Raw genomic sequence first — 24,064 nt, forward strand, 5'->3', positions numbered from 1 at the left:
CTATTTAAAGTTTGCCTTAGTCAAGAAACTCTTAATGACACCAAAAATAAATTTATGCGCTTCGTGCAGCGACATCGCCTTGGTCTTATTTTCTTTAACAACTTCTTTAAAACCATGCCTGGAATCAAACCCGGATAGAGAAAAATTATTAGCGGTGTTGGTGAAAGCCGTTCTTGCCGACTTATCAATTCCAAGATTCACCCCCTTTGCTTTTGCGAATCCCTCGACGGCTTCTAGCAGTTTGTAATATGTGACCCAACCATGTTCCATGTCTAAGTATTTTAAAATTATAGATATATCTTCATTCTCAGTGGCGAGGTGCAACAATGGAAATCTGGGACTGCTCTTTGCACTTTTTGTTATTTGTTCATTTATTTGATGGCGCGAGATTGAGGCCGGGCCAAGTAGAGCCCTGACAGGCATTGGAGCAACATAATCCAACTGTTTTCCATCATATAAAATTGTATTTATAGAAGCTTTCTGGTAACCATACCGGAAGAGCGCCGACGCACCGTTGAAGAAACTCAACAATTCATAACCAATCTGCCATATTACAACGGGGTCGCTCTCGCCTTCGCAATATATGGTAGTCATGCGTAAATCGTCATTACGACAGTCGTTCCAATGGTCGATACCGCCATAAATATTGAAATACGATGTTCCAGGCTTCTCCGAGAGGCTTCGGAAATCTTGAGCATCACCATCCAACAGAAATTCCCAGCTTGAATAATCAGACAAATCATTCACCTAATTTGAAGTATAAAACCTATGCGGCGTTCGCGTAAGGCGGGGGTATCCTTTGTAGTTACGGAACAAGTCCAGTAGGTCGAAAAGGTCGTTGATGTCGCCCCACGCAAGCCGGTTCTCTCGACGCGAAAAGTCTTCGAGCTCGCCGAAGGGCGCGAAATGCTTAATGCGAATGAAATGCGCCTCTTGAGCCAGCATATTTACGAAGCGCTTGAGGTTCGCATAGTCTACAGTCTCGAACCATACACACCGTTGTCACGGGTTCGCAGTGTATCCTCCCAGGCGGGGTGTCTGCGTCGTTCCTTAAGCTGCCAAGCGCTTCGCGAGCTCAGCAGCCCACATCCTTTCGCATAAGTGCGACACGAATAATATAAAGTTTGACTGTATAGCTAGCCATGACGACAGACCAAATCAATGACGACCAGCAGACGCTGGGCACGCAATCAGCACCAAGCGGCACTTCACCCGAACTAACGGGCGGCCAAGGCTTCAGCTTCGAGGATGCTGTTTCTTCGGTATACACAGCAGCGCTGCTCTGCGAGACGACAGCGCCAGGCCTGCCGGGCCGCGTAGTCCGACATGTCTCCGTGCAGCAAGGTTCGTTCGGACACCCGCTCGATGACCTCATCGTTCGGGCAGAAGGTGCCGACGAGGTCTCGATAGCGTTCAGCGCCCAGGTCAAGCGTAAGCTGGTAATCAGCGCGGCGAGCACGAACACTGACTTCCGAGAGACGATTGAACGCGCTTATGAAACACTCTCGGGCGCCGGATTTCAGGCCTCGTTGGACAGGGTGGGCGCCATCGTCGGCGAAATCTCGGACGCAGCCAAGAGAAGCTTCGAGACGCTATGTGAGTGGGCGCGAGCAGAAAGCGCCTCGGAACAGTTCGTCCGCAAGCTGCAGACCGATGGTGCCGCGGGAGACAAGCTCTCGCAGTTCGAGACGGTTCGCGACATCCTCTCGTCCAAGGTGGTGCCCGGCGAGCTTGATGTAGCCACCCACAAACTACTGAGTCACTTCGTCCTCATACGCCTGGACTTGCTGACCGAAGGCTCACCGACCGAGGCGCAGACAGTTGCGGGCCTTGCTAACGCCCTGGCTCCGGTGGACCGTCCTCGCGCTGACGACCTGTGGCGCCGGTTGCTGGCGTTGGTGCGGGTTTCGCAAGGGCGCGCAGCAGGGTATGACCGCAAGACGCTCGTCGCTCGTCTGAGCGGGGCTCTCCGGCTTGCCGAAGCGCCGAGTGCGCAAGCAGCACTACAAGCCATACAGCAGGAGAGCCGACTTGCCGCTGCCGAAATCACGAACTGCATCTCTGGCTTGAGCGTGCCGCGCGACACCAGCGTTCAAGCGGTGGTCGAAGCTGCAAAGTTGCCCGGCTTTGTGCAGATTGGCGGCATGCCCGGTGCGGGCAAGTCGGTCGTTCTCCGCTCGGCGGTCGAACAACTTGCCGCCTCTGGAACGGTCCTCTTCCTAAAGTCCGACCGTCTGTGGGGGAGCACGTGGGCGCAGTACGCCGCCGCCGCGGGCATTACGCTCAGCAACTTGGAGGAGCTTCTGGTGGAGCTTTCCGTGTCCGGCTGCAGCATGCTGTTTGTCGACGGTATTGACCGTGTCGAGGTCGAACACCGTGGCATCCTCCTTGACCTGCTGAACACCATCCACTCCTCGCCGTTGCTGTCAGGATGGTGCGTGGTAGCCACCGTGCGTGATACGGGAATGGAGCCGCTTCGCACTTGGCTTCCTGCGCGTCTGTTCTCAAAAGGAGTGCGGACGCTGAACATCGACTCTTTCGACGACGAGGAAGCTGAGGCACTCGCGCAAGCAAAGCCAGCCCTTCGACCACTGCTTTTCGGCAGTGATTCTGTTCGCGCGGTCGTTCGTCGCCCCTTTTTCGCGGCTGTGCTCGCCAAGGAGGTTGACTCGTCGAGCGCGCAGGCTACCTCTGAGGTCGACCTTGCGGCTCTGTGGTGGGAGCGCGGCGGCTACGGCGCTGACCCCATGCGGGTGGGCTACCGGCGAAATGCCCTGGTGGAGCTGGCCAAGACAGGCGCACATCAACTTGGCAGACGTATCCCCATTGCCGATGTCGACGCTCAGGCACTCGCCGAACTCGAGGCGGACGGCATCGTTCGACCCGTTAGGCGCGGACACAGCGTGCAGTTCTCCCACGACATCTTCTTTGAATGGGCGTTCCTTCAGCACTTGGTCCGGGCGGACGACGCCTGGCCGGACGTCATTCGCGAAGTTGGAGAGCCGCCGGCGCTTGGTCGGGTAGTCGAACTGCTCTCCCAGACGGAGCTTGCCCGCGGCGAGAACTGGGCCAACCACTTGGCCGCCTTGGAGGGAAATCAGAGACTTCGCTCCCAGTGGCTGCGCGCGTGGATGGCCGGGCCGTTTTCCTTGGAGACGTTCGCGCAGAACTCTACTGCCTTCGACCGAGCGATGCTCGACACTGCCCACTCGCGGGTCCGCAAGGTCGTAGTTTGGTACCAAGCTGAAAAGACGAAGCCGAATACAGCCATTCTCGAGCGCTCAGACGCTCCTGACCTCGACCTTGCCCAGCGCATGCTGTACGCGGACATGTGGGGGTATCCTTCGGACGTCGCAGCCTGGGCTCGCTTCTGCGACTGGCTTCTGGACCACGCTTCAGACATCCCAACCAGTGTAATTCCAGACGTCGTCTCGGCGTTCGAGGTCTGGCAGAACATGTTCTCCCATTACCGAAACCGAGTGTCCGAGCGCATCGTTCAGACCTGCCTCGCCTGGCTGTACCACATCCAGCATAAACGCTATCGAAGGGAGTTCTTGACGGACCGCGGGGTCTGGAGCGAGATTGATGATTCGCGGGACGGTTTGGACGAGCTCGAGTCCGCGCTGCGCATGTTGGTGCTGAACTCTTCGCTCACCCAAAGCTCATTGGTCGCTCAGTACCTCCGCGATTTACGCCGCCTGGAACGGATGCCACATCAGGCCGTGCAGTCCGTGTTTACACATGCCCCATTGCTCTCGCGTGCTTGTCCTGCGGAGTTGGTCGATTTCACCCTGTCCGCCGTGCGCAAGAACCTCCCCGTGGTTGTGACGAAGGACATGCGAGGCCGGGACTACTTGGTGTCTCACAGCTTCGGTCACTATGAATGGGAGCATCTCTCTATCGACGACCACTTCTCCTTCTTTCCTGCGGCTCCGACAAGGGAGCCGTTCCACTCACTGCTGCAGCAAGCACCGGACCAGGGGAGGCGCTTGGTTCGGGAGGTCGCTAATCACTCCATTCGGTCATGGCGGCAGCTGCATCGGCTCTCCTACGAGAGAAAAGGAACGCCTATCCCGCTCGTCATGCAGTTCCCGTGGGGCACGCAAGTATTCTGGGGCGATAGCCGTCTCTACTTGGGTGCACGTGGAAGCTTTGGGCCGTCGACCGTCAACTCAGGCTGGATGGCTCTTGAGGCCTGGGCGTTCGGTGAGCTTGAGAAAGGCATTCCAGTTGACGACGTCCTCAAGGCGGTCTTGGAAGGCAACCAGTCCGTGGGTGCCCTTGCTGTTGCCGCTACCATCGCCCTGCAGGCGCAACACACGTCCGCAACAACTCTGCCTATCGCGACGAATCAGCGTCTTTGGCACTGGGACATTCGGCGTCACGTGCAAGACATGGCACAGACAGCGAACCTTATCGGGTTTATAAAGCCGCAGGACAGACCTCACGGCTTGGCCGTAAAGGAGGGCAACGAACGACCGGTGCGCCGTGCAGACATCCGCTCGCTCGGCACCCTCATGGTACTCAGGGGGGGAGAGCTAGGTGCGCAAGCGGCTGTGGCCATCCAAGGCTTCTCGGGGGACCTGCCCTTTGACTACGCTGAGCAACGGAAAAACGTTGAAGTCTGTTCGGAGCTCGCAAGAACAGCGGAGATATGGTCGGAGTTTGGCAAGCCAGAGAACTATCGCGCGGAACTCAGCTCGGACGAATCTAAGGTGGTCATCTCCCACGAGAATCCGAAGGCAACAGGCGCGGACGTCCAGGCGATGCAAGCCCGGCACAGCGAGATGGGACGCTATCTCACACTTCTGAACTGGGTCTATTCCTACTTCGATGACGGCAAGCTGAAGGATTCACTAACGCTTGAAGCTGCTACAACAGCAGCAAAGGAGCTTGACTTCGAAGGCCTCTTCGCCACCGGATATGAACATACTGAGCTGGCGCACCAACGGCAATCGGCCATTGCTGGTGTAGCTGCAGTCCTCTTGCTGGAGAAGGCTGAAGCGCACCTGCAATGGGCGAGCGAAGTGTGCGCTCGTGCTGCGCAGACGCCGGAGGTGCCACAACCGTTTTTCATTCGCACTGCGAAGTTCATGTACCATCCTGTGCTCTACGCCGCCAAGGGGCTGGGAGCATTGTTCGCGGTTGCTGAAGACGACGAGGACGTCGAGCCACTGCAGTCTTTCCTCACGGAGCTGTGCGCTCACCCTTACGAGGAAATCGCAGTCGCGGCATTAGGTGCCTTGCTGGGTGCTTGGTCCAAGTATCCAGACATCGCGTGGTCAGCGATGCGGCTGGCTACGGCGCTAGCGCTCTTCGAGGTGCAGTATGGTCCCGAAGGAGACGCGGAGGCACGACACTTCGCACGAATTCAGAGGGTCGTCACCGAGGAACTCCAACGTCTCCAGGATGGAGTACCTGTGGTCGCTCCCCTGCTCACTTGGCCTGAGCCGTGGGTGCCGATTACTGAGGGCGAACCTGGTCAAGCTAGCCGGCGACGTGGCCGCACTATCAATGCCGAGTGGCGGGTCAACCCAGTGCACGTCGACACCTCGCTCCTCGAGAAGGTTCTGCAGGTCATCCCCTTGGGAGCCGCATTAGCGGACCAAGAGCACGCGACGCTGTTCCTTGACTGGTGCGAGGGCCTAGCCAAGTGGACCATCGAGCGAATCGCGCCTGCCTGGGCGAGAAGCAGGCGAGACCTTGATGACACCCACGGCCCAAACTACTTCGAGTGGCGTAGGCATCTCTACCGATTCCTGGCCCGGGTCGCGCTGAAACTTCCCGTAGAGGAAGGTACACGGCGGTTCCTGCAACCTGCCATGACCACCAATGACGAGGCCTTCGCGAGCTTCGGTGAGTGGTTCACTAGTCATCTGATTGCCCACGTGGCGGACAGCTCAGAGATTCCACAAACTGCATTGGAGTTGCTATCCGTCGTCACGCAGCGTGTTCTGGCCTATCGCGACTGGCGCCACGCCGGTCACGGCGGGCACTCAGAGCAGGACTTCGTCGAACTAGTAAAGCATCTCTTCTTCGCTGAGCTCGGGTACGCAGGTGGGGCTGTTCGCTTTGCGAACCGAAACTGGGCCGAAGTTGGAGCTGTGGTCCCAATCTTCGAGCCGATATTGCGCGCCCACGGTTCTGTCACCTTCGTTGCACGCGCCTGGATGAACCTTTGCGAAAGCAGCTTCGAGCACTACCCAGTTCAGCACTTCGTCGACAATCTTGAGCACCTCCTGGTCGGAGAGGGAATCCCTCTGGGATGGCGCAACACGCAGTTGCCGGGGCGACTATCGGGGTTGATTCAGCGCTTCAGCGAGCGCCAGCAACCCATGCCCTTGGCGATGGCGCAGAAGCTGCTGGGAGCACTCGACAGGCTCGTAGACATGGGCGACAGGCGGGCAGCCGCTGTACAACTTAGCGAAGTCTTCCGCTCCGTTCGCGTCACGGGCTGAAGGCGTCACTGCTCAGACAGAGCGAGGGTAATGCGCTATAACCCCGAAGTCTGACGTGCATAGACGCATGGCGGAATGTTCAGTCACTAAACTCAACATTGAACTTCTTAGCTGAAATCGTGGAACTTGGTGCCTTAGCGCAGGAGGCAGAAGGCAGAAGGCACTACGCGGGACGTCTGTCCACCTCCAATGCACTAACGCAGAAGATGCCATTCTGGTCTCCACGGCAGGTTTCGGGAACGCTTGTATTTCCCGTCGGCCGTTTTGTGCGTTTGCTGGGGGACTTGGAAATGATAAAAGCGTTCCTTGACCAGAAAATTTCCCTAGTTTTCAGGCGGTTAGACACTTTAGCCCTCGCAAAGGGAACGCTACTCTTTACCGCCCACACCAAGGAAGCATTGACTGATTCGCAGCCGTGCTGCACTGATGTGGCCAATGGCTGGTGAAGCCGATCTTGACCTATCGACGTCAGCTACGCCGCGCGTCACGCAACATGAGAGGCGACATGCCGTAACGTTCGCGGATCGCACGGCTAAAGTGGGCCTGGCTCGAAAAACCCCATCGGAACGCGATTTCGCCAACGCTGGTCTTGAACAGCCGGGGATCGGTCAACTCACGGTACGCATGCGTCAGCCGTTCCGACCAAATGTATTGCGTGATCGATACGCCTTCCATGGCAAACAGACGGCTCAGGTGACGTTGAGACAGCCCGACGGCGTCGGCAACCGACTGTGGCGCCAGTTCGGGGTCGCCAAGACGGGTGGCAATGTACCGCTTGGCGGTGAGCAGGTAAGACAAGGTGGCACGCGATGCATTGGCGCCATGTACTTCTCCCATGACCAACTCGGCGACCAGCATCCGAGCGTATTCCGAGAAGCCCATCGTATCGTGGTCAGCCGGATCCCGCATGAACCGCTCGACGCTTTTGCATAGCGTCTCCCCGAGCATGCCGCCAGCACCCGGCCGTGGCGAGATCTTGAGAGGCAGTGCCGTCAGTTCCGCATCGAGCTGACGATCGAGGGTCGTGAACGGAATATCGACAAGCAGCTGCCTGGTCGAGGTCAGGAATCCGAACACATAAGGGATGCGTGTGTCGTAAACAATCCAATCGCCCGCTTGCGCCAGCACGCACTGGTCGCGCTGGATGAAATACGCCCGCCCGCTCACCACCTGGCTGGCAAACAGCGATTCCTTGGGCAGCCGCTGTACCTGCATGGGGCCGCGCTCGACCAGATGATCGCAGCCGCGAATGTCGGCAACCACGAGACCGGGCACTGCGATCGAGGTCGCTTCCACCTCCAGCCCACCGGGCGAAAGCGACGAACAGCGCAGGCCGACGAGCGTCGTCCCGATGAGATCTTCCCAATACGCTATGCGGTCTTGGGGTGGAACGTCGGCCGTAGAGCCCCGGGTGCGCGAAAGAACCGTCGAAGTGCTCACTTTGTCTCCTGCTGTCGCCTTGCGTGCGCATGGCACGGCTGACGAATCGTTTGTCTGTGTACGGACATGTCGTCATGGCCGGCCTGATCAAGTAATTCGGCCAGCACAGTCAAAAGCCGCTGAAACGGTCAAGCTAGAGTTCAGCCCACGACACTAACTCAAAAGGAGACATACCGTGGTCGACAAAGCCCTTTCTGAATTTTGGCAAGATATCTCGCCGATTGTCAATCCGTTCAAGCCCGATGCACTGCCCGAGGCTTACATCGCCAACGCCGCGACGGAAGACGAACGCTACTATGTGCCGTTCACCGAAACCGTCTCGTCCCGGCCTCTGTGGATCTCGCCATCGCAAAACAAATGGTGCGACATCCTGATGGCCAAGAAGGCTGGACTCGTCAACCGGCACTATCACCCCCACGAAGTGTTCGCGTATACGCTGTCTGGTAAATGGGGCTATCTCGAGCACGACTGGACGGCAACGCGAGGCGACTTCGTCTACGAAACACCAGGCGAAGGCCATACCCTCGTCGCGTTCGATCATCCGGAGCCGATGCGCGCATTTTTCATCGTGACCGGTCCCCTGATCTGGCTCGACGAGGAGGGCAATCCCGACGGCTACTTTGACGTGCATTCGTATATCGCAATGTGCAAGGCGCATTACGAAAAGGTCGGGCTCGGCGCCGACATGATCGACAAACTGTTCCGCTAGACCAGACGAGGCATGCCATGACACTTCGTTCGTCATCGACGTTCGCCTGGACCTACGAGAACAAGCTGCTGCTGATCCTGTTCATGACCTTTGGGTTCGTGTTTTTCGACCGTCTCGCACTATCATTTCTTTTTCCAATGATGTCCGCCGAACTGCATTTATCGAATGCACAACTCGGCATGGTGTCGTCCGCACTTGCGCTGATGTGGGCGTTGTCGGGTACGGCCAGCGGGGCCTGGTCGGACGCGCGCGGCAAGCGCAAGCCTCTGCTGATCGCAGCGGTCCTCGGCTTTTCCGTATGCTCGGCACTGTCGGGTCTGGTCGGCGGATTCGCGAGCCTGCTTGCGTTCCGCGCATTGATGGGCATTGCGGAGGGACCTGTCCTGCCGCTGTCACAGTCGCTCATGGTGGAGAGCTCGACGCCAGGCCGCCGTGGGCTCAATATGGGCTTGCTGCAGGGCTCCGCCGCCGGCCTGCTTGGCGCCGTTATCGGACCACCGGTGGTGACGGCGATCGCCACGTCCTACGGCTGGCGTAATGCGTTTTACGTATCGTGCATCCCTGGCTTCCTGATCGCACTATGCATCTGGCGCTGGGTACGGGAAACACCTCCTGAGGGGGTAAACAATGCGAACGCCGGCGCCGGCACGCACACGGCACACGGTCCCGCCATCAGCCGCTGGGCCTTGCTAAAAGAACGCAACGTCGTGCTTTGCATGCTGATCAGTTGCTTCTTCCTTACCTGGTTCGTTGTCATCATCTCGTTTGCGCCCACCTTCCTTGTCAGCCGCGGCCTGTCCACGGCCGACATGAGCATCGTCATGGCATGCCTGGGCGCCGCATGGGTGTTCTGGGGCTTCGCGGTGCCGGCGATTTCCGACCGTATCGGGCGCAAGGCAACGATGATCGTGTTCGCATTCATTGCCGCCGCCTGTCCCGTCGCGCTGATCTACGGCGCATCCGTCTGGGTGCTGGGTGCGCTGGTGTTTGCGACATACACCGGCCTTGGCTGCTTTACCCTGTTCATGGCGACCATTCCGGCCGAAAGCGTTCCGTCCCGCGCCATTGCGAGCGCGCTGGGCTTGATCATGGGAGCCGGTGAACTGATCGGCGGCTTCGTCGCGCCCACCATCGCCGGTTTCGCGGCGGATCGCTATGGCCTATCGCTGGCGATGTGGATGTCGGCGGCAGGCGCCATCCTGGCGGCGGTCCTGTCGTTAGGTCTGGTCGAAACAGCACCGGCCGTGCTGCGCCGACGCACACCGGCGCATGGCCTGCGCCAGTTCGACCAGCACAGCGTGGGAGGCCGATAACGTGCGCGCACTTCAATGGCATGGCCCCCGAGACGTTCGCCTGGTGGAAATCGATACGCCGCCTGTCGGTCCGGGCACCGTAAAAATCGAAATTGCCTATTGCGGGATCTGCGGCAGCGACCTGCACGAATATGCTGACGGCCCGCACGCGATTCCAGTCGACAGCCCGCATCCCTTATCGGGCCGCACGGCGCCGCTTACACTGGGACATGAGTTCTGCGGAACCATCGTCGAAGTCGGCGGCGGGGTCACGGCATTACGCGTGGGCGACCGGGTCGCTGTCGAACCGGAATATCGGTGCAGCCAGTGCAGATACTGTCGTTCCGGTTCCTACAATTTATGCGTGTCCATGGGATTCGCCGGCTTGATGGGCGATGGTGGCATGGCCGATTTCGCCGTCATACCGGCCTACATGCTGTACAGGCTGCCCGACGGCGTGAGCCTGGAGCAGGCCGCTGTCATGGAACCGGCGGCCGTCGCGCTGCACGCGTTGCGGCGCGGGGCGCTGCAGCTGGGAGAAACCTGCGCGGTATTCGGGCTCGGGCCTATCGGACTGTTATCCACCATGCTCGCAAAATTACAGGGCGCCACCACGATCATCGCCGTCGATGTGTCGCCCGAGCGGCTGGGTGCAGCCAGGCGCCTGGGAGCAACCCATGTATTCGACGCGACCGTGCTGGACGGGACGGCATTGCAACAGGCAATTCTGGCGGCAACCGGCGGTGCCGGCGTGGACGTCAGTTTTGAGGCGGCCGGACTGCAGTCGACCTTCGAGTCGGCGATGCGGGCGTTGCGCAAGGGCGGCCGCTTTGTCATGGTCGGCTTGATGCCGCGCGTCAGCTTTGATGCCTTGCGTGCGGTCAACGACGAGCTGACCTTGCTGGCGAGCGTAGGCTACCGGCACGCCTACGAGGATCTGTTGCGGATGGTTGCCTCCGGCGCTCTCGATCTGACGGCGATCGTCACACGCATCGTGTCGCTCGAGGATGCAATCACCGATGGCTTCGGCGCGCTCATTGCGGACCGGGCACAGATCAAGATCCTCATCTCACCGATACACCGACCCAATCTTTACGTGCCCAACTAGAGGCGCATTTGGAGGAGACATTACACATGAAAAACAAGACTATCGCGCTGCTCGCCGCCTGCATTCTTCCGTCGACGGCGCTGGCACAATCCACCGTGAGCCTATGGGGACTGCTGGACAGCGGCATCAGTTACGTCAGCAACGAAGGCGGCCACGGCCAAACCAAATACGAAGACAACATCTATGTTCCCAACCTGGTCGGGTTCGAAGGCAAGGAGGACCTCGGCGCCGGTACCCGCGCGATTTTCCAGCTCGTCAACCAGTATTCGCTTGGTAGCGGGTCCATCATCGGCGGAGGGCTGTTCGCGCGCACCGCATATGTGGGTCTGGAAAACCAGCGCTACGGCAAACTGACGCTTGGCAACCAGTATGAATTCATGGTGGATGCGCTGGCCGGCAGCGGGAACGAGATCGCGCCAGACCTCGTCGGCTTGTATGCCCATCGCAATGGCCCGTTCGACAAGCTCAATCTCCCGGACAATGTGACTGGGGCGTTCGATTGGGATCGCGTCGCAGGCAGTAACCGTGTGCCGAATTCGATGAAATACACCTCCGCATCGATGGCGGGTTTTACGGCAGGGGTACTGTACGGTTTCAACAGCGCTACCGCGTCAGCCGGCGCAAACAACACCATCAGCGTCGGCGGGAGCTACGACGGCGGCGCCTTTGGCGGCGGCGTGGCCTACACCAATCAGAAGTACGCTTCAGCAAGCAGTATCCAGGCAACGAGCGTACGTAATTACGGAGCGGGCTTGCACTACACGGTCGGGACAACGACTGCGAAAGCGCTGTTCACCAGCGTGCACAATGCACAGAATGGAGCGGGAATCTGGTCGGTCGAGTCCGGCGCGCTGTGGCATCTGCCGGGCGCGTGGAGCGCGGGCGCCGCTTACCTCTACATGAAAGGCAACGAAATACTGGATAACGCGCACGCCCATCAAGTCTCGGCGACCGTACACTACTCGTTGTCGCCACGTACCATGCTTTACGTGGCGGGCGTGCACCAGCGCGCCAGCCACGGCAGCACTGCACGGATCAACGGAGTCATGGGTACAGACAGCGGGTCAAGTAACATGCTTCAGTCTATCGCCCGGCTCGGCCTCAGTACGCGGTTCTGATCTGGACGACCGTGACCTCGGCATGCTCGTCCAGGAACTGGCCGGACTGCCGGACGGTGGAATCGGCTCAGGCGGCGCAGGCATAGGCCCTGGGCCGGCTTCCATCGGCCGAGCCGCCATCATCGCAGGCGGCGGTATCAGCCCACAAGCGCGGAGACAAAGTCGCGGTAACTTTGCAGCGGGCGTCCCAGCATGGCGGTCAGCCGTTCGCGGTCGCCTGCCTGCGGGATCATGCCGTCGCTGACATAACGCTGCGCCATCAAGCGCATTTCGTAGGCCGTCCACTTCGGCATGAAGGTGGCCATGCTGGCTTCGAAGGCGCCCGGGTCGTCGCCGCCGTAGGCCACCGGGCGGCCCAGCACCTCGCTCCAGATGGCGGCCGCGCCCTCGCCGGTCAGCGTATCGGGGCCGACCACGTTGATGGTGGCAATCGGCAGCTTGCCGGGCGCCTGGTCGCGGCGTATCAGCTCGATGGCCGCCACTTCGGCGATGTCGCGCGCATCCACCATGGCCACGCCCTTGGGGCCTATCGGCATGGGATAGACGCTGTGGTTGATGACCACGTCCTTGACCATGGCTTCGTTGTCGATGAAGTAGGTGGGGCGCAGGATGGTGGCGCTGAATCCCATCTCGTGCAGCATGCGCTCGGCGCCGTACTTGACGGCGAAGTGCGGCACGTTGACAGCCCGGTCGGCGTCGAACACGGACAGGTAGACCACCCGCTCCATGCCGGCCTCGCGGGCGATGTTCAGGGTGATGAGGGCCTGGGTGAATTCATCGCCGGTGACGGCGTTGAGCAGGAACAGCGTGCGCATGCCGGCGAAGGCAGCGCGCAAGGCGTCGAGATCGAGCAGATCGCCCTGAGCGACCTCGACCCCGGGGCCGAAATGGGCCTTGGCGGGATCGCGGGTCAGCACGCGCACGCTGGCGCCGCGCTGGACCAGCTGCTGGACAAGATGGCGGCCGACGCGGCCAGTGGCTCCGGTAACGAGGATGGTCATGATGTACTCCTGTGTGGTTGGTTGGTGTGGCCACTGTAAGGCGTTTCATTTACGCGGCATAGACCGTAAAATGTAGACCTTGTGTTCCAAAATCGAGACATCATGGACTTGAACGCCCTGGAGGATTTCCAACTCGTCGCCAACCATGGCGGATTCGGCAAGGCCAGCCGCGCCACCGGCAAGGCCAAGGCCACACTGTCGCGCCGGGTGGCCGAGCTGGAACAAGCATTGCAGTTGCGCCTGATCGAACGCGGCGCCCGCCAACTGGAGCTGACCGAGGCCGGCAGCCTACTGCTGGCGCGCACCGCCGGGCCGCTGCGCGAGATAGGCGAGGCCATCGCTGCCGCGCGCGACGGCCTGTCCGCGCCCAGGGGACGGCTGCGCATCGCGGCGCCGCTGCTGTTCTCGCAGGTGGCCCTGGGCCGGCTGGCGGCCGACTTCCACGCCCGCTACCCCGAGGTGCACATCGAGGCGGTGTCCGAAGACCGCCTGAGCAACCTGGTCGATGAGCATTTCGACGTGGCCATCCGCATCAACCCGGACCCGGACAGCGCCCTGGTCGGCAGGTGTTTTGCGAGGGACAGGCTGGTCCTGGCGTCCGCGCCCGGCGTCCGCATACCGAAGCCGCGCTCCGGCCAGGCTGCGGACATCCCCGCCGTGGTCACGCCGCATCACCGCGACGGCGATACCTGGCAGGTCGGCGACGGAAAGATCCGCTATGCGCCGCAGCCGGTGCTGCGCCTGTCATCCCTGCTGACCATACGCGACGCGGTGCTGGCCGGCGCGGGCGCGGCCATGCTGCCGCAGTCGCTCATCGCCGGCCTGCTGGAGCGGGGCGAACTGCGGTCCTGGGGCGTGTCCGGGCGCGACACCGAGCTGTGGGTGCTGCACACCTCGCGCCGCCTGCAAAGCCCGAAGGTCAGGGCCTTCGTGGACTTTATCTGCAGCCAGTATCCCAGTGGATGGTTTGTCTCCAACGGTGAACGGCTACCTTGACGTTGAGCAGAACTTGATAAGGTGTCAGAAGTATCCTCAGCTTCCAGCCGTCGTTATGGAGAAAGAGGATGAACAATCTGAAAAACCTGATTGGCACCACAGGCGAATACTTGTGCGGAGCCGAGCTGATGCGCCCTGTAGCAGGCGGGTTATTTCTTTTCGACGCCTATTTGATGGGAGGCACGGCCCCTACATTCGATTACATCGTGTATTTGCTCGATATGTATTGTGACCGAAGCGGACCGTTCTTTTTCCTGCAAGTTAAGACGACTTTTCGGCCCAATCGCGGAGCACCATACCTCATCGACTTCAGTGCGCGCGATGTCAAAAGGGCTCAGGCTACAAAAATTCCTTTTTTTCTTTGCGTGATTGATCTTTCGGTGCCACGATTCGAGAAATTCTTCATCAAAGGTGTAGACTCGACGCGTACCAAGGGCATAGCACGTGTTGCGCCAAGGTTTGATCTGGCGTCGGACGCCGTAAAACTCGGCATTCACAAGGAAGTGACCCGCTTGTGGGCGGTCCAGCAGACGCCTGCGCTTGCTGAATTTATCTAAGGAGACCGCTATGAACTCCCATAATCCTGCTGTTCCGGTCCGATTCGCCGAGTATCTCGTCGGACAGATGCTGCAGAGGAGAAAAGTGAACTTTGCCCAAGCACGGCTATCCTCTGAAAACCATCCCGCTTTCCATGTCCAGAATGGAGACGATGTGGCTGCGATTGAAGTTCAATACGCGTCGGACCCGGTACAAGCAAAGTCCATGTGGGAAAACTGGGCCGGCGCGGCATCCGATGTGCACTTGGTTATCATCGCAGGTAATGGTGCCATGGTGTTTTGCGATAGCGAGATCGCACCTCTCCTTGCGCCGGACGACCGCACCTCCCTTTCGCTATTGGACCGTCAGCCCCGCGCCGAAGCGTGCTGACAATCCGAGCCATCGAAGAATACCTGCTTGCCATCGCCTGACCGCGCATCCCCCTTCAGCGCCAGAATGGGCGCCAGCCTCTCCACGGCAAAATCGATGAAGGCGCGGATGCGCGGCAGGCCAGGGAACAAGACTTGTGAATAATCGGCATCTTTTCCATTCGTGCGCCGGCTTGCCTCTGATATCATAAAAATATTGATCTTCTGCCAGGACTAACATGGTGCACGCTGCAGGCTTGCTGGGCGCGGTGGATTGGGCCAGCTCGCCACTAGGGCCCATGGACCAGTGGCCGGCGCCGCTGGCCTTTGCCGCCGGCCTGATGGCGCATTCCAGGTCGGCCATGTTCCTGGTCTGGGGCGAGCAGCGCATCTTCCTGTACAACGAGGCTTACCTGCCAGTCCTGGGCAGCAAGCATCCGCGCGCGCTGGGCCGGCCCATGGTGGAAAGCTGGGGCGAAGTGTGGGATGAAGTCTCGGGCCTGTTGCAGCAAAGCTTCGGCGGCGCCTCGCTGCGCTTCGAGAACCACCCCTTCACCATCCACCGCAACGGCAGGCTGGAGCAGGCCTGGTTCGATTTCTCCTACACGCCCATCCACACCGGAGACGGCGGCATCGGCGGCGTGCTGTGCATCCTGTCCGAGACCACCGGCCAGGTGCTGGCCGAACGCGCCCTCAAGCAACAGGCCGACATGCTGCGCCAGCTGTTCGAGGACACGCCCGGCTTCATGGCGCTGCTGCGCGGCCCCCGGCACGTGTTCGAGCTGGCCAACGCCAGCTACCGCGAGCTCATAGGCGGGCGCGATCCGGTCGGCAAATCCCTGCTGGAGGCGCTGCCGGAGATCGCCGGCCAGGGCTTTACCGAGCTGCTGGACGACGTTTACCGCAGCGGCGAGAGCTTCCTGGGCCGCCGCGTGCCGGTCACGCTGCAGCGCGGCGCCGGCACCGCCCTGGAACAGCGCTGGGTGGACTTCGTCTACCAGCCGGTGTTCGACCGCGAAGGCGCCGTCAATGGCGTCTTCGTGCAGGGCACGGACGTGACCCACCACGTGCAGACCGAGACCGCCCTGCGCGACAGCGAAGCGCGCTTCCGTGTCATCGCCAACGCCATTCCGCACCTGGTGTGGTCGGCCCTGCCGGATGGCACGTTCGACTTCTTCAACGACAAATGGCGCGATTACACCGGCCTGGAAGACATGTTGGGCAAGCACGACTGGCAGGCCATCGTGCACCCCGGCGACCGCGCGCAGGCGGCTGCCCTGTGGGCCGACGCCATGGCGTCCGGCCAGCCCTACGAGGTGGAATACCGTTTGTTCCACCAGCCATCCGGGGCCTACCGCTGGTGCCTGGGCCGGGCCTTGCCGGTGTGCGATGCGGACGGCGCCGTGATACGCTGGCTGGGCAGCTGCACCGATATCCATGAGCAGCGCAGCCTGACCGAGGAACTGCGCCAGGCCGCCGAGCGCAAGGACGAATTCCTGGCCATGCTGGCGCACGAACTGCGCAATCCGCTGGCGCCGGTGCGGGCCGCGGTCGAGCTGCTCAAGCTGGACGCTCCCGGCCAGGACCGCCAGGCCAGGGCGGTGGCGGTGATCGACCGCCAGGTGGGCCACATGACGGCGCTGGTGGACGACCTGCTGGACGTGTCGCGCGTGACGCGCGGGCTGGTGTCCCTGGACCTGCAGCCTGCCGACCTAAACGCCGTGGTGGCGGCGGCGCTGGAGCAGGCCAGACCGCTGATCGAGGGACGCGGACATACCCTGCATGTCCAGGTGGAAGCGGAGCGCGCCGTGGTGCTGGGCGATGCCACCAGGCTGGTCCAGGTGGTGGTCAACCTGCTGTCGAACGCGGCCAAATACACGCCCAAAGGCGGGCGCATCGAGGTCGGTGTGGCGGCCCTGGATGAACAGGTGCGCATCGTGGTGCAGGACAACGGCAGCGGCATCGAGGCCGAGCTGCTGCCCCAGGTCTTCGATATCTTCACGCAGGGCAAGCGCACGCCGGACCGCTCCGAGGGCGGCCTGGGCATAGGCCTGACCCTGGTCAAGAGCCTGGTCAGCGCGCACGGCGGCAGCGTGCTGGCGCACAGCGCCGGCCCGGGCCAGGGCAGCCGTTTCGAGGTGCTGCTGCCGGCCTGCCGCGACGCGGGAACGGCGCCCGATGCCGCTCCCGCCGCGCCGCCGGCCAGCGCCAGACAGCGCATCCTGATTGTGGACGACAACACGGACGCCGCCGAAACCCTGGGCCAGCTGCTGGAAGTGCTGGGCCATGAGGTGCGCGTCTGCTTCGACGGCCGCAGCGCGCTGGCGCTGGCGCCGGCCTTCCAGCCGGACATATTGATCCTGGACGTAGGCCTGCCGGACATGAATGGCTACCAGCTGGCCGCCCGCCTGCGGGAGATGGCGCCGCTGGAGCAGGCCCTGTACATCGCGCTGACCGGCTACGGACAGGAACATGACCGCGCCCAGTCGCGCGCCGCCGGGTTCCAGCACCACCTGGTCAAGCCGGTGGACCTGGGCCTGCTGATGCAGGTGCTGGGAGCGCGCGCAGGGACTTGACCGTGTTGGTACGCCCGCTAACGGTGTGCGTTGCCGGTCGCGGCGTATGCTTGGCTCATCCATACCCACACCGACACAGGAGTTCCAAGATGACCAGCCGCAGCCTGCTCTCCTCCGCACTGATAGGCGCCGTCGCCAGCGCCCGCTCCATGACGCCCATGGCCACCCTGGCCACGGCGCGCCTGGCCGACCGCAAGACCCCGGGTGAATTGTTCCTGCTGGACCGCCCGCTGTTCAAATACGGCGCGCTGGCCATGGGCGCGGGCGAACTGATGGGCGACAAGATGAAGACCGCGCCCGACCGCACCGTGTTCCTGGGCCTGCTGGCGCGCGTCATGAGCGCCGGCATCGCCGGCGCGGCGCTGGCGCCCAAGGGCAAGGAAGCGTCCGGCGCGGCAGTCGCGGTGGCCACCGCCGTGCCGCTGGCCTACCTGACCCTGGCCGGCCGCAAGAAAGCCATGGCGCGCATCGGCCAGACCCCCAGCGGCCTGATCGAAGATGCGCTGGTGGTGGCGGCCGGCGCCGTCGTGGTGGCGCTGGCCACCGGCGGCAGGGACCAGCAGCCCTGAGGAACGCGGCTGCCGCCCTTGCCTGCCAGGCTGGCGGCCGTCTGGAGCGCCCCACCGCGTCGCGCCTGGCCGCGTGCTGCCAGGCCGGCCGTTACAGCGACACGCCCACCGTCAGCGTCACCACGTAGCCGTCGGTGACATTGCCGGTGACGGTCGCCATCTGCAGCGAGTAGCCATCGCTGAACACATTGTCCGAGGCAAAGTTGATGCTGGCGAAGTTGCGCACGCTGCTGCTGTAGCCGCTGGTGGCGTACACCTCGTTGCAGGTGGCGATGGGGAAGGCCATCTGCGAGGTTTTCACCCGGTTGGCGGCGCTGGTGGCCTTGGCCAGGCTGGGATAAACCTCGAAGTGGATGTGCGGCATGCGGCCCGCGTAGCAGCCGGGGAAGATGGTGGTGAAGGTGGCCAGTCCGGTGCTGTCGGTGGCTTGCACGCCGCGCAGGTAGTTTTCATTGGTCAGCCCGCTGGAATACATCGAGTAATTGCCGTCGCGGTCGCAGTGCCAGATGTAGATGGCGGCGCCGGACACGCTGGCGCAGCTGCTGTTCACATTGACCAGCTGGATCTTGACCGTGGTCTTGACCCCGGCCGCCGTCGCGCTTCCGGGCGAGACGCTGCTGCGGATATCGCTGCGTACGATGCCGGACAAGGTCAGTGCATTGGCGATGCCGCTGCCGTTGCTGTTGGTGCCATCGCCCGGATAGGGGCCGTTGGTTTCTTCCGGGATGACCGAGCAGCTGCCGGTACTGGTGCCAGTGCCTGTGCTGCCCGAACTGCTACTGCTGGACGAGGACGAGGACGTGGCGGCGGCCGTGGTGCTGGCGCCGCTGTCGGTTCCGCCGCCGCCGCAGGCCGCCAGCGGCAGCGCGGCGGCGCCGGCGCTGGCCAGCAGCCAGCGCAGCGAGCCGCGGCGGTCGGTGTGGGTGGACAGGATGCGCGCGATGTCTTCGGCGAGGCTGGTGTGGTGGTCCATGCATTATTCCCCTTAACTGGCGTGTTGCTTTACTTATCGATCGGACAAAAAAAATGCCGGCTGGGCCGTGCCGGTATTGTCTTTGAGAGAAATGTAAAGCGGGGTCAGCTGCCGTAAATCGCGGTAAAGACACAGCGTGTCAGGCCGCCATCAAGGCCTCGTTCCGCACCAGCCGCGCCGCACTGCGCTCCAGGTGGCGCCGCAGTTCGGCGCCCAGCTCGCGGGCCTGGGCCAGCAGGCCGGGGTCGGCCGCCGCCGGCGCTGGAGCGGCCCCACGGCTGAGCAAATCGCCACGGTAGATGTTGGCAAAGCGCTGGTAGCGCAGGCGGAACGACCAGCGTGCAGACAAATAAGCATACACCTGGGCGCAGCGCGTATGCATCAATTCGTGGCTGACCACCAGGTAGCGCTCGTCCGGCAATGCCTGCAGGGCCCGCAATATCATGCGGTTGTAATGGATCCATGCCCGCAGGTAGCGGTTGTAGTTGCGGTCGCGGTGTTTGTTCAGCCGCAGCGGGCGATAGAAGTACCAGACGGCGCGGTGCAGCCAGCTTTTCTGCTGGTAGCGCTCATCGATATGGCTGAAATCGCGTTTCAGCAGCGATTGCACGACTTCCTCGTGGTCGCGCAGCACCACCAGGTAGTTGGCGCCCGGCAGCAGCTGCGCATAGCTGTCGAGGAACAAGCAGGTGCGCGGTTCCTTCCAGCCCCACTGCGTGTGGCGGGCGTTCCTGGCTGCGATGACGGCTGCCATCCTGGCCTGCTGGCGGGTGCTGGGGGCGACCTCGTAGGGGCCGCGCAGGCCTGCCGTGTCGGCGCCGTGGGCGGCCAGGATGTCCTCATGCAGCTGCAGGAAATCGAGGTCCTCGAAATGGCCTTCCACATTGCCCTTGCCGGCCTGCAGCAGGCGTTCGCCCACCTGCAGGCCGCAAGCGTGCAGCCAGTGCGTGAGCAGGGAAGTGCCGGAGCGGTGCATTCCCGTGACCACGAGTACCTGGTTGGCCATCTCAAGCCCTTCTGCGGCGCTGGGCGACGGCGGTCTGGCTCAGCACATAGTCGCAGATGCGCGCGGTGCAGTCGGCAATGCCGGTGTCGCGCGTATTGAAGTACAAATCCGGTTCGGACGGCGGTTCGAAAGGATCGTCAACGCCGGTCAGGCCGTGCAGCTTGTCCGGGGCGCCATCGGGCAGTGCGGCGCGGCGGTACAGGCCCTTGGTGTCGCGCCGGCGCAGCTCGTCGAGCGCGCAGTCGATGAATACCAGTTTGGCGTCCGGATGGCGCTGCAGCAGTTCCTGGCGCGCCTCCTCGTAGGGGCTGATGGCGCTGATGATGGTGACGATGCCGTGCGCCGCGAACTTGCCGGCGACAAAGCCAAGCCGGCGCAGGTTCTCGGCGCGGTCCTGGCGGGTAAAACCCAGGTCGGTGCATAGCTGGGCGCGATACTCATCGCCATCGATGATTTCGACGGGAACTGCTGCCCGGTTCAACCGGGTTTTCACGCTATGGGCCAGCGTCGATTTACCGGCTCCGGAGAGGCCGCAGAAAAGCAAGATCATGATATCCCTTCATTGGTTGACAAGGGACGCCGCAGGGTCGGGGCGACAAATAGCGGGGAGCTATTTACGGATGAGCTTAGCAAGCTCCATACGGTGGATGAGCGACAATTACTGCTTGATACAAGTTGTACACGTACATATAAAGCTGAAACAAAACCTGTACAACATGCAAATTTGTGTGAAGACGCTGAGCGATGGTGTAAGAACCCGGGTTCTAAGCAAAAATTGAGGATCGACCGTGATATTCGGGACGGCTGCGGAACGCTAGCCGGCCGGCCCGCCCGGCGTGCCGAAGTTGAACGCCACCGACACCCGCGGCCGTGGTCCGTGGAAGGGATCGACCGCATGCAGCAGCCAGGCCGGGAACAGCACCAGCATGCCGGGCTGCGGCCGTATCGACTCGATACCGCCGGCGCTCAGGCAGCCCTCGACGCGGAAGCGCAGCAGCGGATCGTGCATGGCGGGCAGCACGCCGCGCGGGTCCTGGAACACCAGCGCGCCGCCATCGTCAGGTCCGGCGCCGCCGTCGTCGGCGTAGTACACGGCCGACCAGTAGGCGCCCGGATGGCCGTGCAGCGCATTGCTGGCGCCGGGCGGATTGACGTTGACCCAGGCGTTCACGCGCCACGCAAGGGCCGCTGGCGCCAGTCCGCCGGGTGTCTGCAGCGCGGTGGCCGAGTTCACCACCCGCGTCACTGCCCGGCACAGCGCCTGCGCGGCTGGCAGCGCCAGCGTGTGGAAATCATCGTCCGATTGCCAGCCGCCCAGATTGCTGTGGCGGCGTCCGTGCCGCTGCCGCGCCAGCGGCAGGAAATGCGCCAGCAAGGCGTCGTTGATCGTTGGCGCCTCGTCGAGGCGGGTGACCAGCACCGGGGTGCTGAACAGTTTATGCACCTGCAGTTCTTGGTTCTCCATCCCGCCTATCATAACCGCGCGCGGCCGGCTGGACGGGCGCCACGGTATCGCAGGGATGGTAAAGATGTGTAAAGAGCCGGGCGGCTTACCCGCCGTCGGCGACCCGCCCTATCCTGACCAGTACGCCGGTCGGGTCGCTTACCGCGAATTCGTAGGTGCCCCAGGACTTGAGCGCTGGCGTGCCTTTTTCGATGATCTGGCCGCGCATCCGCTCGGCCACCGCGTCCACGTCCTGCACATACAGGTACAGCCCGAACGGATTGTCCTCCACCCTGGCCGGCCAGCCTTCGATGTGGTTCAGGTGCAGATGCCAGCCACGCCCATCCTCCAGGATGAGGTATTCGCCATAGTCGCCCGCCACCTCGAATCCCAGCTGCCGGTAGAACGCCGCGCTGGCTGCCAGGTCCTTGCTCGGTACGATAGCCACTACCCGGTGCTGTTCGCTCATTGCCGTCTCCAGTAGGTTGATGCGCTGATCATACACCCCACGCGCATACACAACTTCTGGTTGCTAGTGATATCGCCCCGCGCCAACTACCCGCTGCTTCCCCCGCTGCGTAAAGTGGACCCCGTCAACCGACATCAACGACCAACCCGCGAAGGAGCATGAACATGAACACCAATGACAACAACCTCAACGGCCGTGTCGCCGTCGTCACCGGCGCATCCAGCGGCATGGGCCGCGCCACCGCGCTGCTGCTGGCTTCCCGTGGTGCAAAGGTGGCCCTGCTGGCGCGCCGCCAGGAGGCCCTGGAAGCGCTGGCGGCCGAGATCGGCGCCTTGGGCGGCGAGGCGCTGGCGCTGCCCACCGACGTGACCGACCAGGCTTCGGTGCAGGCGGCCGCCGGCGCCGTGCTTGCCCGCTACGGCAATGCCGACCTGGTGTTTAACAACGCCGGGTTGATGCTGCCCGGCGCTGTCGGCGCCCAGCCCCAGCGCGAATGGGAAAGCCAGATCGACCTCAACGTGACCGGCGCCATGCGCGTGATCCAGGCCTTCATCCCGCAGCTGGAAGCCGCCGCCGCCGAGGGCAAGGTGGTGGACCTGATCAACACCTCGTCCATCGCCGGCCAGTACCTGTACGGCTACTTCGCGGTGTACTCGGCCACCAAGGCCTTCGTCAGCCACCTGACGCGCCATTTGCGGCTGGAGCTGGGACCGAAGAACATCCGCGTCTCGGTGATCGAGCCGGGCATCACCGAGACCGAGCTGCAGGGCCACGTCACCTTCCAGGGCGCCATCGACTGGCTGGAAAATGCCGCTCTATCGATCGAGTTCCTGAAAGCGGAGGACATCGCGGCCACGGTCGGTTTCATCGTCTCCATGCCGCGCCACGTGAACATGCAGCAGATCGTCGTCATGCCGACCCGGGAAGGCATTTAAGCGCGCGCCTGGCTGAGCGCCAGCAGTTCGGCCGGCGGCACGTGGAAGCCGGTGCCGCCGCGCAGGCGCCCGGCGGCGAAGTCGATGAAGCGGCGCACGCGGCCCGGCATGTCGCTGCGCTGGGCGTAGTAGAGATACAGGCCCATGCGCTCGCTGGTGCTGTCCACCAGCAGCGGCACCAGTTCGCCGCTGCGCAGCAGCGGGGCGGCGTTGATGCTGTCGATCTGGCCCACGCCCAGGCCGTGCAGCACCGCCAGCATTTCCGCTTCCGGATCGCTGCAGCACACCGCGTATGGCATGGCGTGGTACCGGGTCTCGCCGTCGAGCTGGAATTCCCACGGCAGCGGGCGTCCGGTGCCGGGCTGGCGGTAACCCACGCAGCGGTGGCCGGCCAGGCTGGCGATAGTGGCCGGTACGCCGTGCGCGGCCAGGTAGGCCGGCGTGGCGCACACCACCAGCTGGATGGAAAACAGGCGCCGCGACACCACCTGCGCGGTGGGCGCATTGCCGGCCTTGAAGCCGAGGTCGATGCGCTCGCCGACGGCGTCGGTGGCGCCATCCTCCAGCACCAGATCGAAGCTGACGCCGGGATGGTCCCCGCTGAATTCGGCCAGCAGCGGCATCAGCACCTTGCGCCCAACCGCGCTGCCGGCGCTGATGCGTATCAGGCCCTGGTCCTCGCGCGCCGCATTCCTGACGCGGCCCAGCGCGCTGCTGAAGCCCTCCAGGCTGGGACGGACGGAATCGAGCAGCAGGCGGCCATCCTCGGTGAGTGAGCTCTTGCGGGTGGTGCGGTGGAACAGGCGCACGCCCAGGTGCTGTTCCAACTGGCGCACGGCCTTGCTGACTGCCTGCGGGGTGGTGCCCTGCGCAGTGGCGGCGCGGTTGAAGCTGCCCAACTCGGCGGCGCGGATGAAGGTGGAGATCGCGCGGAGTTCGTCCATACCTGTCCTCGATATTGTGGACGAAAAGTATAGCCCACCGGCTGGTGCGGCATTTGTCCAGGCAGGGGTTTTTGGCCTACACTGAAAATAACCTGGAACTTTTCCGCCGTCCGGCGCGAAT

Annotated in this window: 20 protein-coding genes; 11 read left to right on the forward strand and 9 right to left on the reverse strand. The window is 62.5% G+C overall.

All coding sequences use genetic code 11. The features are described 5' to 3' along the window. Positions 1-747 carry a hypothetical protein gene (locus ACLB1G_RS27080; RefSeq protein ID WP_491630383.1) on the reverse strand — a complete coding sequence of 249 codons (747 nt, stop codon included), beginning with the start codon at positions 745-747 and terminating at the stop codon, positions 1-3. Between the two features lie 395 nt (positions 748-1,142). Between ACLB1G_RS27080 and ACLB1G_RS27085 the strand changes: the two genes are divergently transcribed. Next, complete coding sequence (locus ACLB1G_RS27085; protein WP_491630384.1) at positions 1,143-6,458, forward strand: NACHT domain-containing protein; 5,316 nt, start codon at positions 1,143-1,145, stop codon at positions 6,456-6,458. Positions 6,459-6,926: 468 nt separating this feature from the next. Here the strand turns inward: ACLB1G_RS27085 and ACLB1G_RS27090 are convergent, their stop codons facing one another. Further along, positions 6,927-7,898 carry a helix-turn-helix domain-containing protein gene (locus ACLB1G_RS27090; RefSeq protein WP_491630385.1) on the reverse strand — a complete coding sequence of 324 codons (972 nt, stop codon included), beginning with the start codon at positions 7,896-7,898 and terminating at the stop codon, positions 6,927-6,929. A 175-nt stretch (positions 7,899-8,073) separates the two neighbouring features. Here ACLB1G_RS27090 and ACLB1G_RS27095 point away from each other — a divergent pair, with 175 nt between their 5' ends. The 4 genes from ACLB1G_RS27095 to ACLB1G_RS27110 are packed head-to-tail and all read left to right on the forward strand — an operon-like array spanning position 8,074 to position 12,125. Then, positions 8,074-8,607, forward strand: coding sequence for a 2,4'-dihydroxyacetophenone dioxygenase family protein (locus tag ACLB1G_RS27095; protein ID WP_491630386.1), 534 nt, complete (start codon positions 8,074-8,076; stop codon positions 8,605-8,607). A gap of 17 nt (positions 8,608-8,624) precedes the next feature. Next, on the forward strand, positions 8,625-9,920 hold the full coding sequence (locus tag ACLB1G_RS27100; protein ID WP_491630387.1) for an MFS transporter: 1,296 nt from the start codon (positions 8,625-8,627) through the stop codon (positions 9,918-9,920). 1 nt (position 9,921) lies between these two features. Continuing rightward, the gene (locus tag ACLB1G_RS27105; RefSeq protein WP_491630388.1) at positions 9,922-11,007 is read left to right on the forward strand and encodes a 2,3-butanediol dehydrogenase; all 1,086 of its coding nucleotides are present in this window, start codon (positions 9,922-9,924) and stop codon (positions 11,005-11,007) included. Between the two features lie 26 nt (positions 11,008-11,033). Further along, a complete protein-coding gene (locus tag ACLB1G_RS27110) occupies positions 11,034-12,125 on the forward strand; it encodes a porin (protein WP_491630389.1) in 1,092 nt (363 codons plus the stop codon). Positions 12,126-12,262: 137 nt separating this feature from the next. Here the strand turns inward: ACLB1G_RS27110 and ACLB1G_RS27115 are convergent, their stop codons facing one another. Beyond that, positions 12,263-13,126: an SDR family oxidoreductase gene (locus ACLB1G_RS27115; protein WP_491630390.1), complete on the reverse strand. Its 864-nt coding sequence runs from the start codon at positions 13,124-13,126 to the stop codon at positions 12,263-12,265. Between the two features lie 102 nt (positions 13,127-13,228). Between ACLB1G_RS27115 and ACLB1G_RS27120 the strand changes: the two genes are divergently transcribed. The 5 genes from ACLB1G_RS27120 to ACLB1G_RS27140 all read left to right on the forward strand — a co-directional run bounded on the left by ACLB1G_RS27120 (position 13,229) and on the right by ACLB1G_RS27140 (position 18,172). After that, a complete protein-coding gene (locus ACLB1G_RS27120; RefSeq protein ID WP_491630391.1) occupies positions 13,229-14,122 on the forward strand; it encodes a LysR family transcriptional regulator in 894 nt (297 codons plus the stop codon). Between the two features lie 68 nt (positions 14,123-14,190). Further along, the gene (locus ACLB1G_RS27125) at positions 14,191-14,679 is read left to right on the forward strand and encodes a hypothetical protein (protein ID WP_491630392.1); all 489 of its coding nucleotides are present in this window, start codon (positions 14,191-14,193) and stop codon (positions 14,677-14,679) included. A 10-nt stretch (positions 14,680-14,689) separates the two neighbouring features. Beyond that, positions 14,690-15,049, forward strand: coding sequence for a hypothetical protein (locus ACLB1G_RS27130; protein WP_491630393.1), 360 nt, complete (start codon positions 14,690-14,692; stop codon positions 15,047-15,049). Positions 15,050-15,266: 217 nt separating this feature from the next. Continuing rightward, a complete protein-coding gene (locus tag ACLB1G_RS27135) occupies positions 15,267-17,603 on the forward strand; it encodes a hybrid sensor histidine kinase/response regulator (protein ID WP_491630394.1) in 2,337 nt (778 codons plus the stop codon). Positions 17,604-17,692: 89 nt separating this feature from the next. Beyond that, positions 17,693-18,172, forward strand: a complete 480-nt coding sequence (locus ACLB1G_RS27140; protein WP_491630395.1) for a hypothetical protein — start codon at positions 17,693-17,695, stop codon at positions 18,170-18,172. Positions 18,173-18,263: 91 nt separating this feature from the next. Here ACLB1G_RS27140 and ACLB1G_RS27145 read toward each other — a convergent pair whose 3' ends face one another. The 5 genes from ACLB1G_RS27145 to ACLB1G_RS27165 form a co-directional block, all read right to left on the reverse strand. Next, positions 18,264-19,145 carry an intradiol ring-cleavage dioxygenase gene (locus ACLB1G_RS27145; RefSeq protein WP_491630396.1) on the reverse strand — a complete coding sequence of 294 codons (882 nt, stop codon included), beginning with the start codon at positions 19,143-19,145 and terminating at the stop codon, positions 18,264-18,266. A gap of 139 nt (positions 19,146-19,284) precedes the next feature. After that, positions 19,285-20,151, reverse strand: a complete 867-nt coding sequence (locus ACLB1G_RS27150) for a hypothetical protein (protein WP_491630397.1) — start codon at positions 20,149-20,151, stop codon at positions 19,285-19,287. A gap of 1 nt (position 20,152) precedes the next feature. Continuing rightward, complete coding sequence (gene cysC, locus ACLB1G_RS27155; RefSeq protein WP_491630398.1) at positions 20,153-20,701, reverse strand: adenylyl-sulfate kinase; 549 nt, start codon at positions 20,699-20,701, stop codon at positions 20,153-20,155. A gap of 264 nt (positions 20,702-20,965) precedes the next feature. After that, complete coding sequence (locus ACLB1G_RS27160; protein ID WP_491630399.1) at positions 20,966-21,616, reverse strand: TIGR02466 family protein; 651 nt, start codon at positions 21,614-21,616, stop codon at positions 20,966-20,968. An 85-nt stretch (positions 21,617-21,701) separates the two neighbouring features. Beyond that, the gene (locus ACLB1G_RS27165; RefSeq protein ID WP_491630400.1) at positions 21,702-22,064 is read right to left on the reverse strand and encodes a VOC family protein; all 363 of its coding nucleotides are present in this window, start codon (positions 22,062-22,064) and stop codon (positions 21,702-21,704) included. 164 nt (positions 22,065-22,228) lie between these two features. Here ACLB1G_RS27165 and ACLB1G_RS27170 point away from each other — a divergent pair, with 164 nt between their 5' ends. Continuing rightward, positions 22,229-22,999, forward strand: coding sequence for an SDR family oxidoreductase (locus tag ACLB1G_RS27170; protein WP_491630401.1), 771 nt, complete (start codon positions 22,229-22,231; stop codon positions 22,997-22,999). Here the strand turns inward: ACLB1G_RS27170 and ACLB1G_RS27175 are convergent. Continuing rightward, positions 22,996-23,943 (reverse strand): LysR family transcriptional regulator, encoded by a 948-nt coding sequence (locus tag ACLB1G_RS27175; protein ID WP_491630402.1) that lies wholly within the window; start codon positions 23,941-23,943, stop codon positions 22,996-22,998. The genes ACLB1G_RS27170 and ACLB1G_RS27175 overlap by 4 nt on opposite strands. Positions 23,944-24,064: the final 121 nt, after the last annotated feature.

It is taken from the genome of Duganella kummerowiae, from assembly GCF_053572355.1.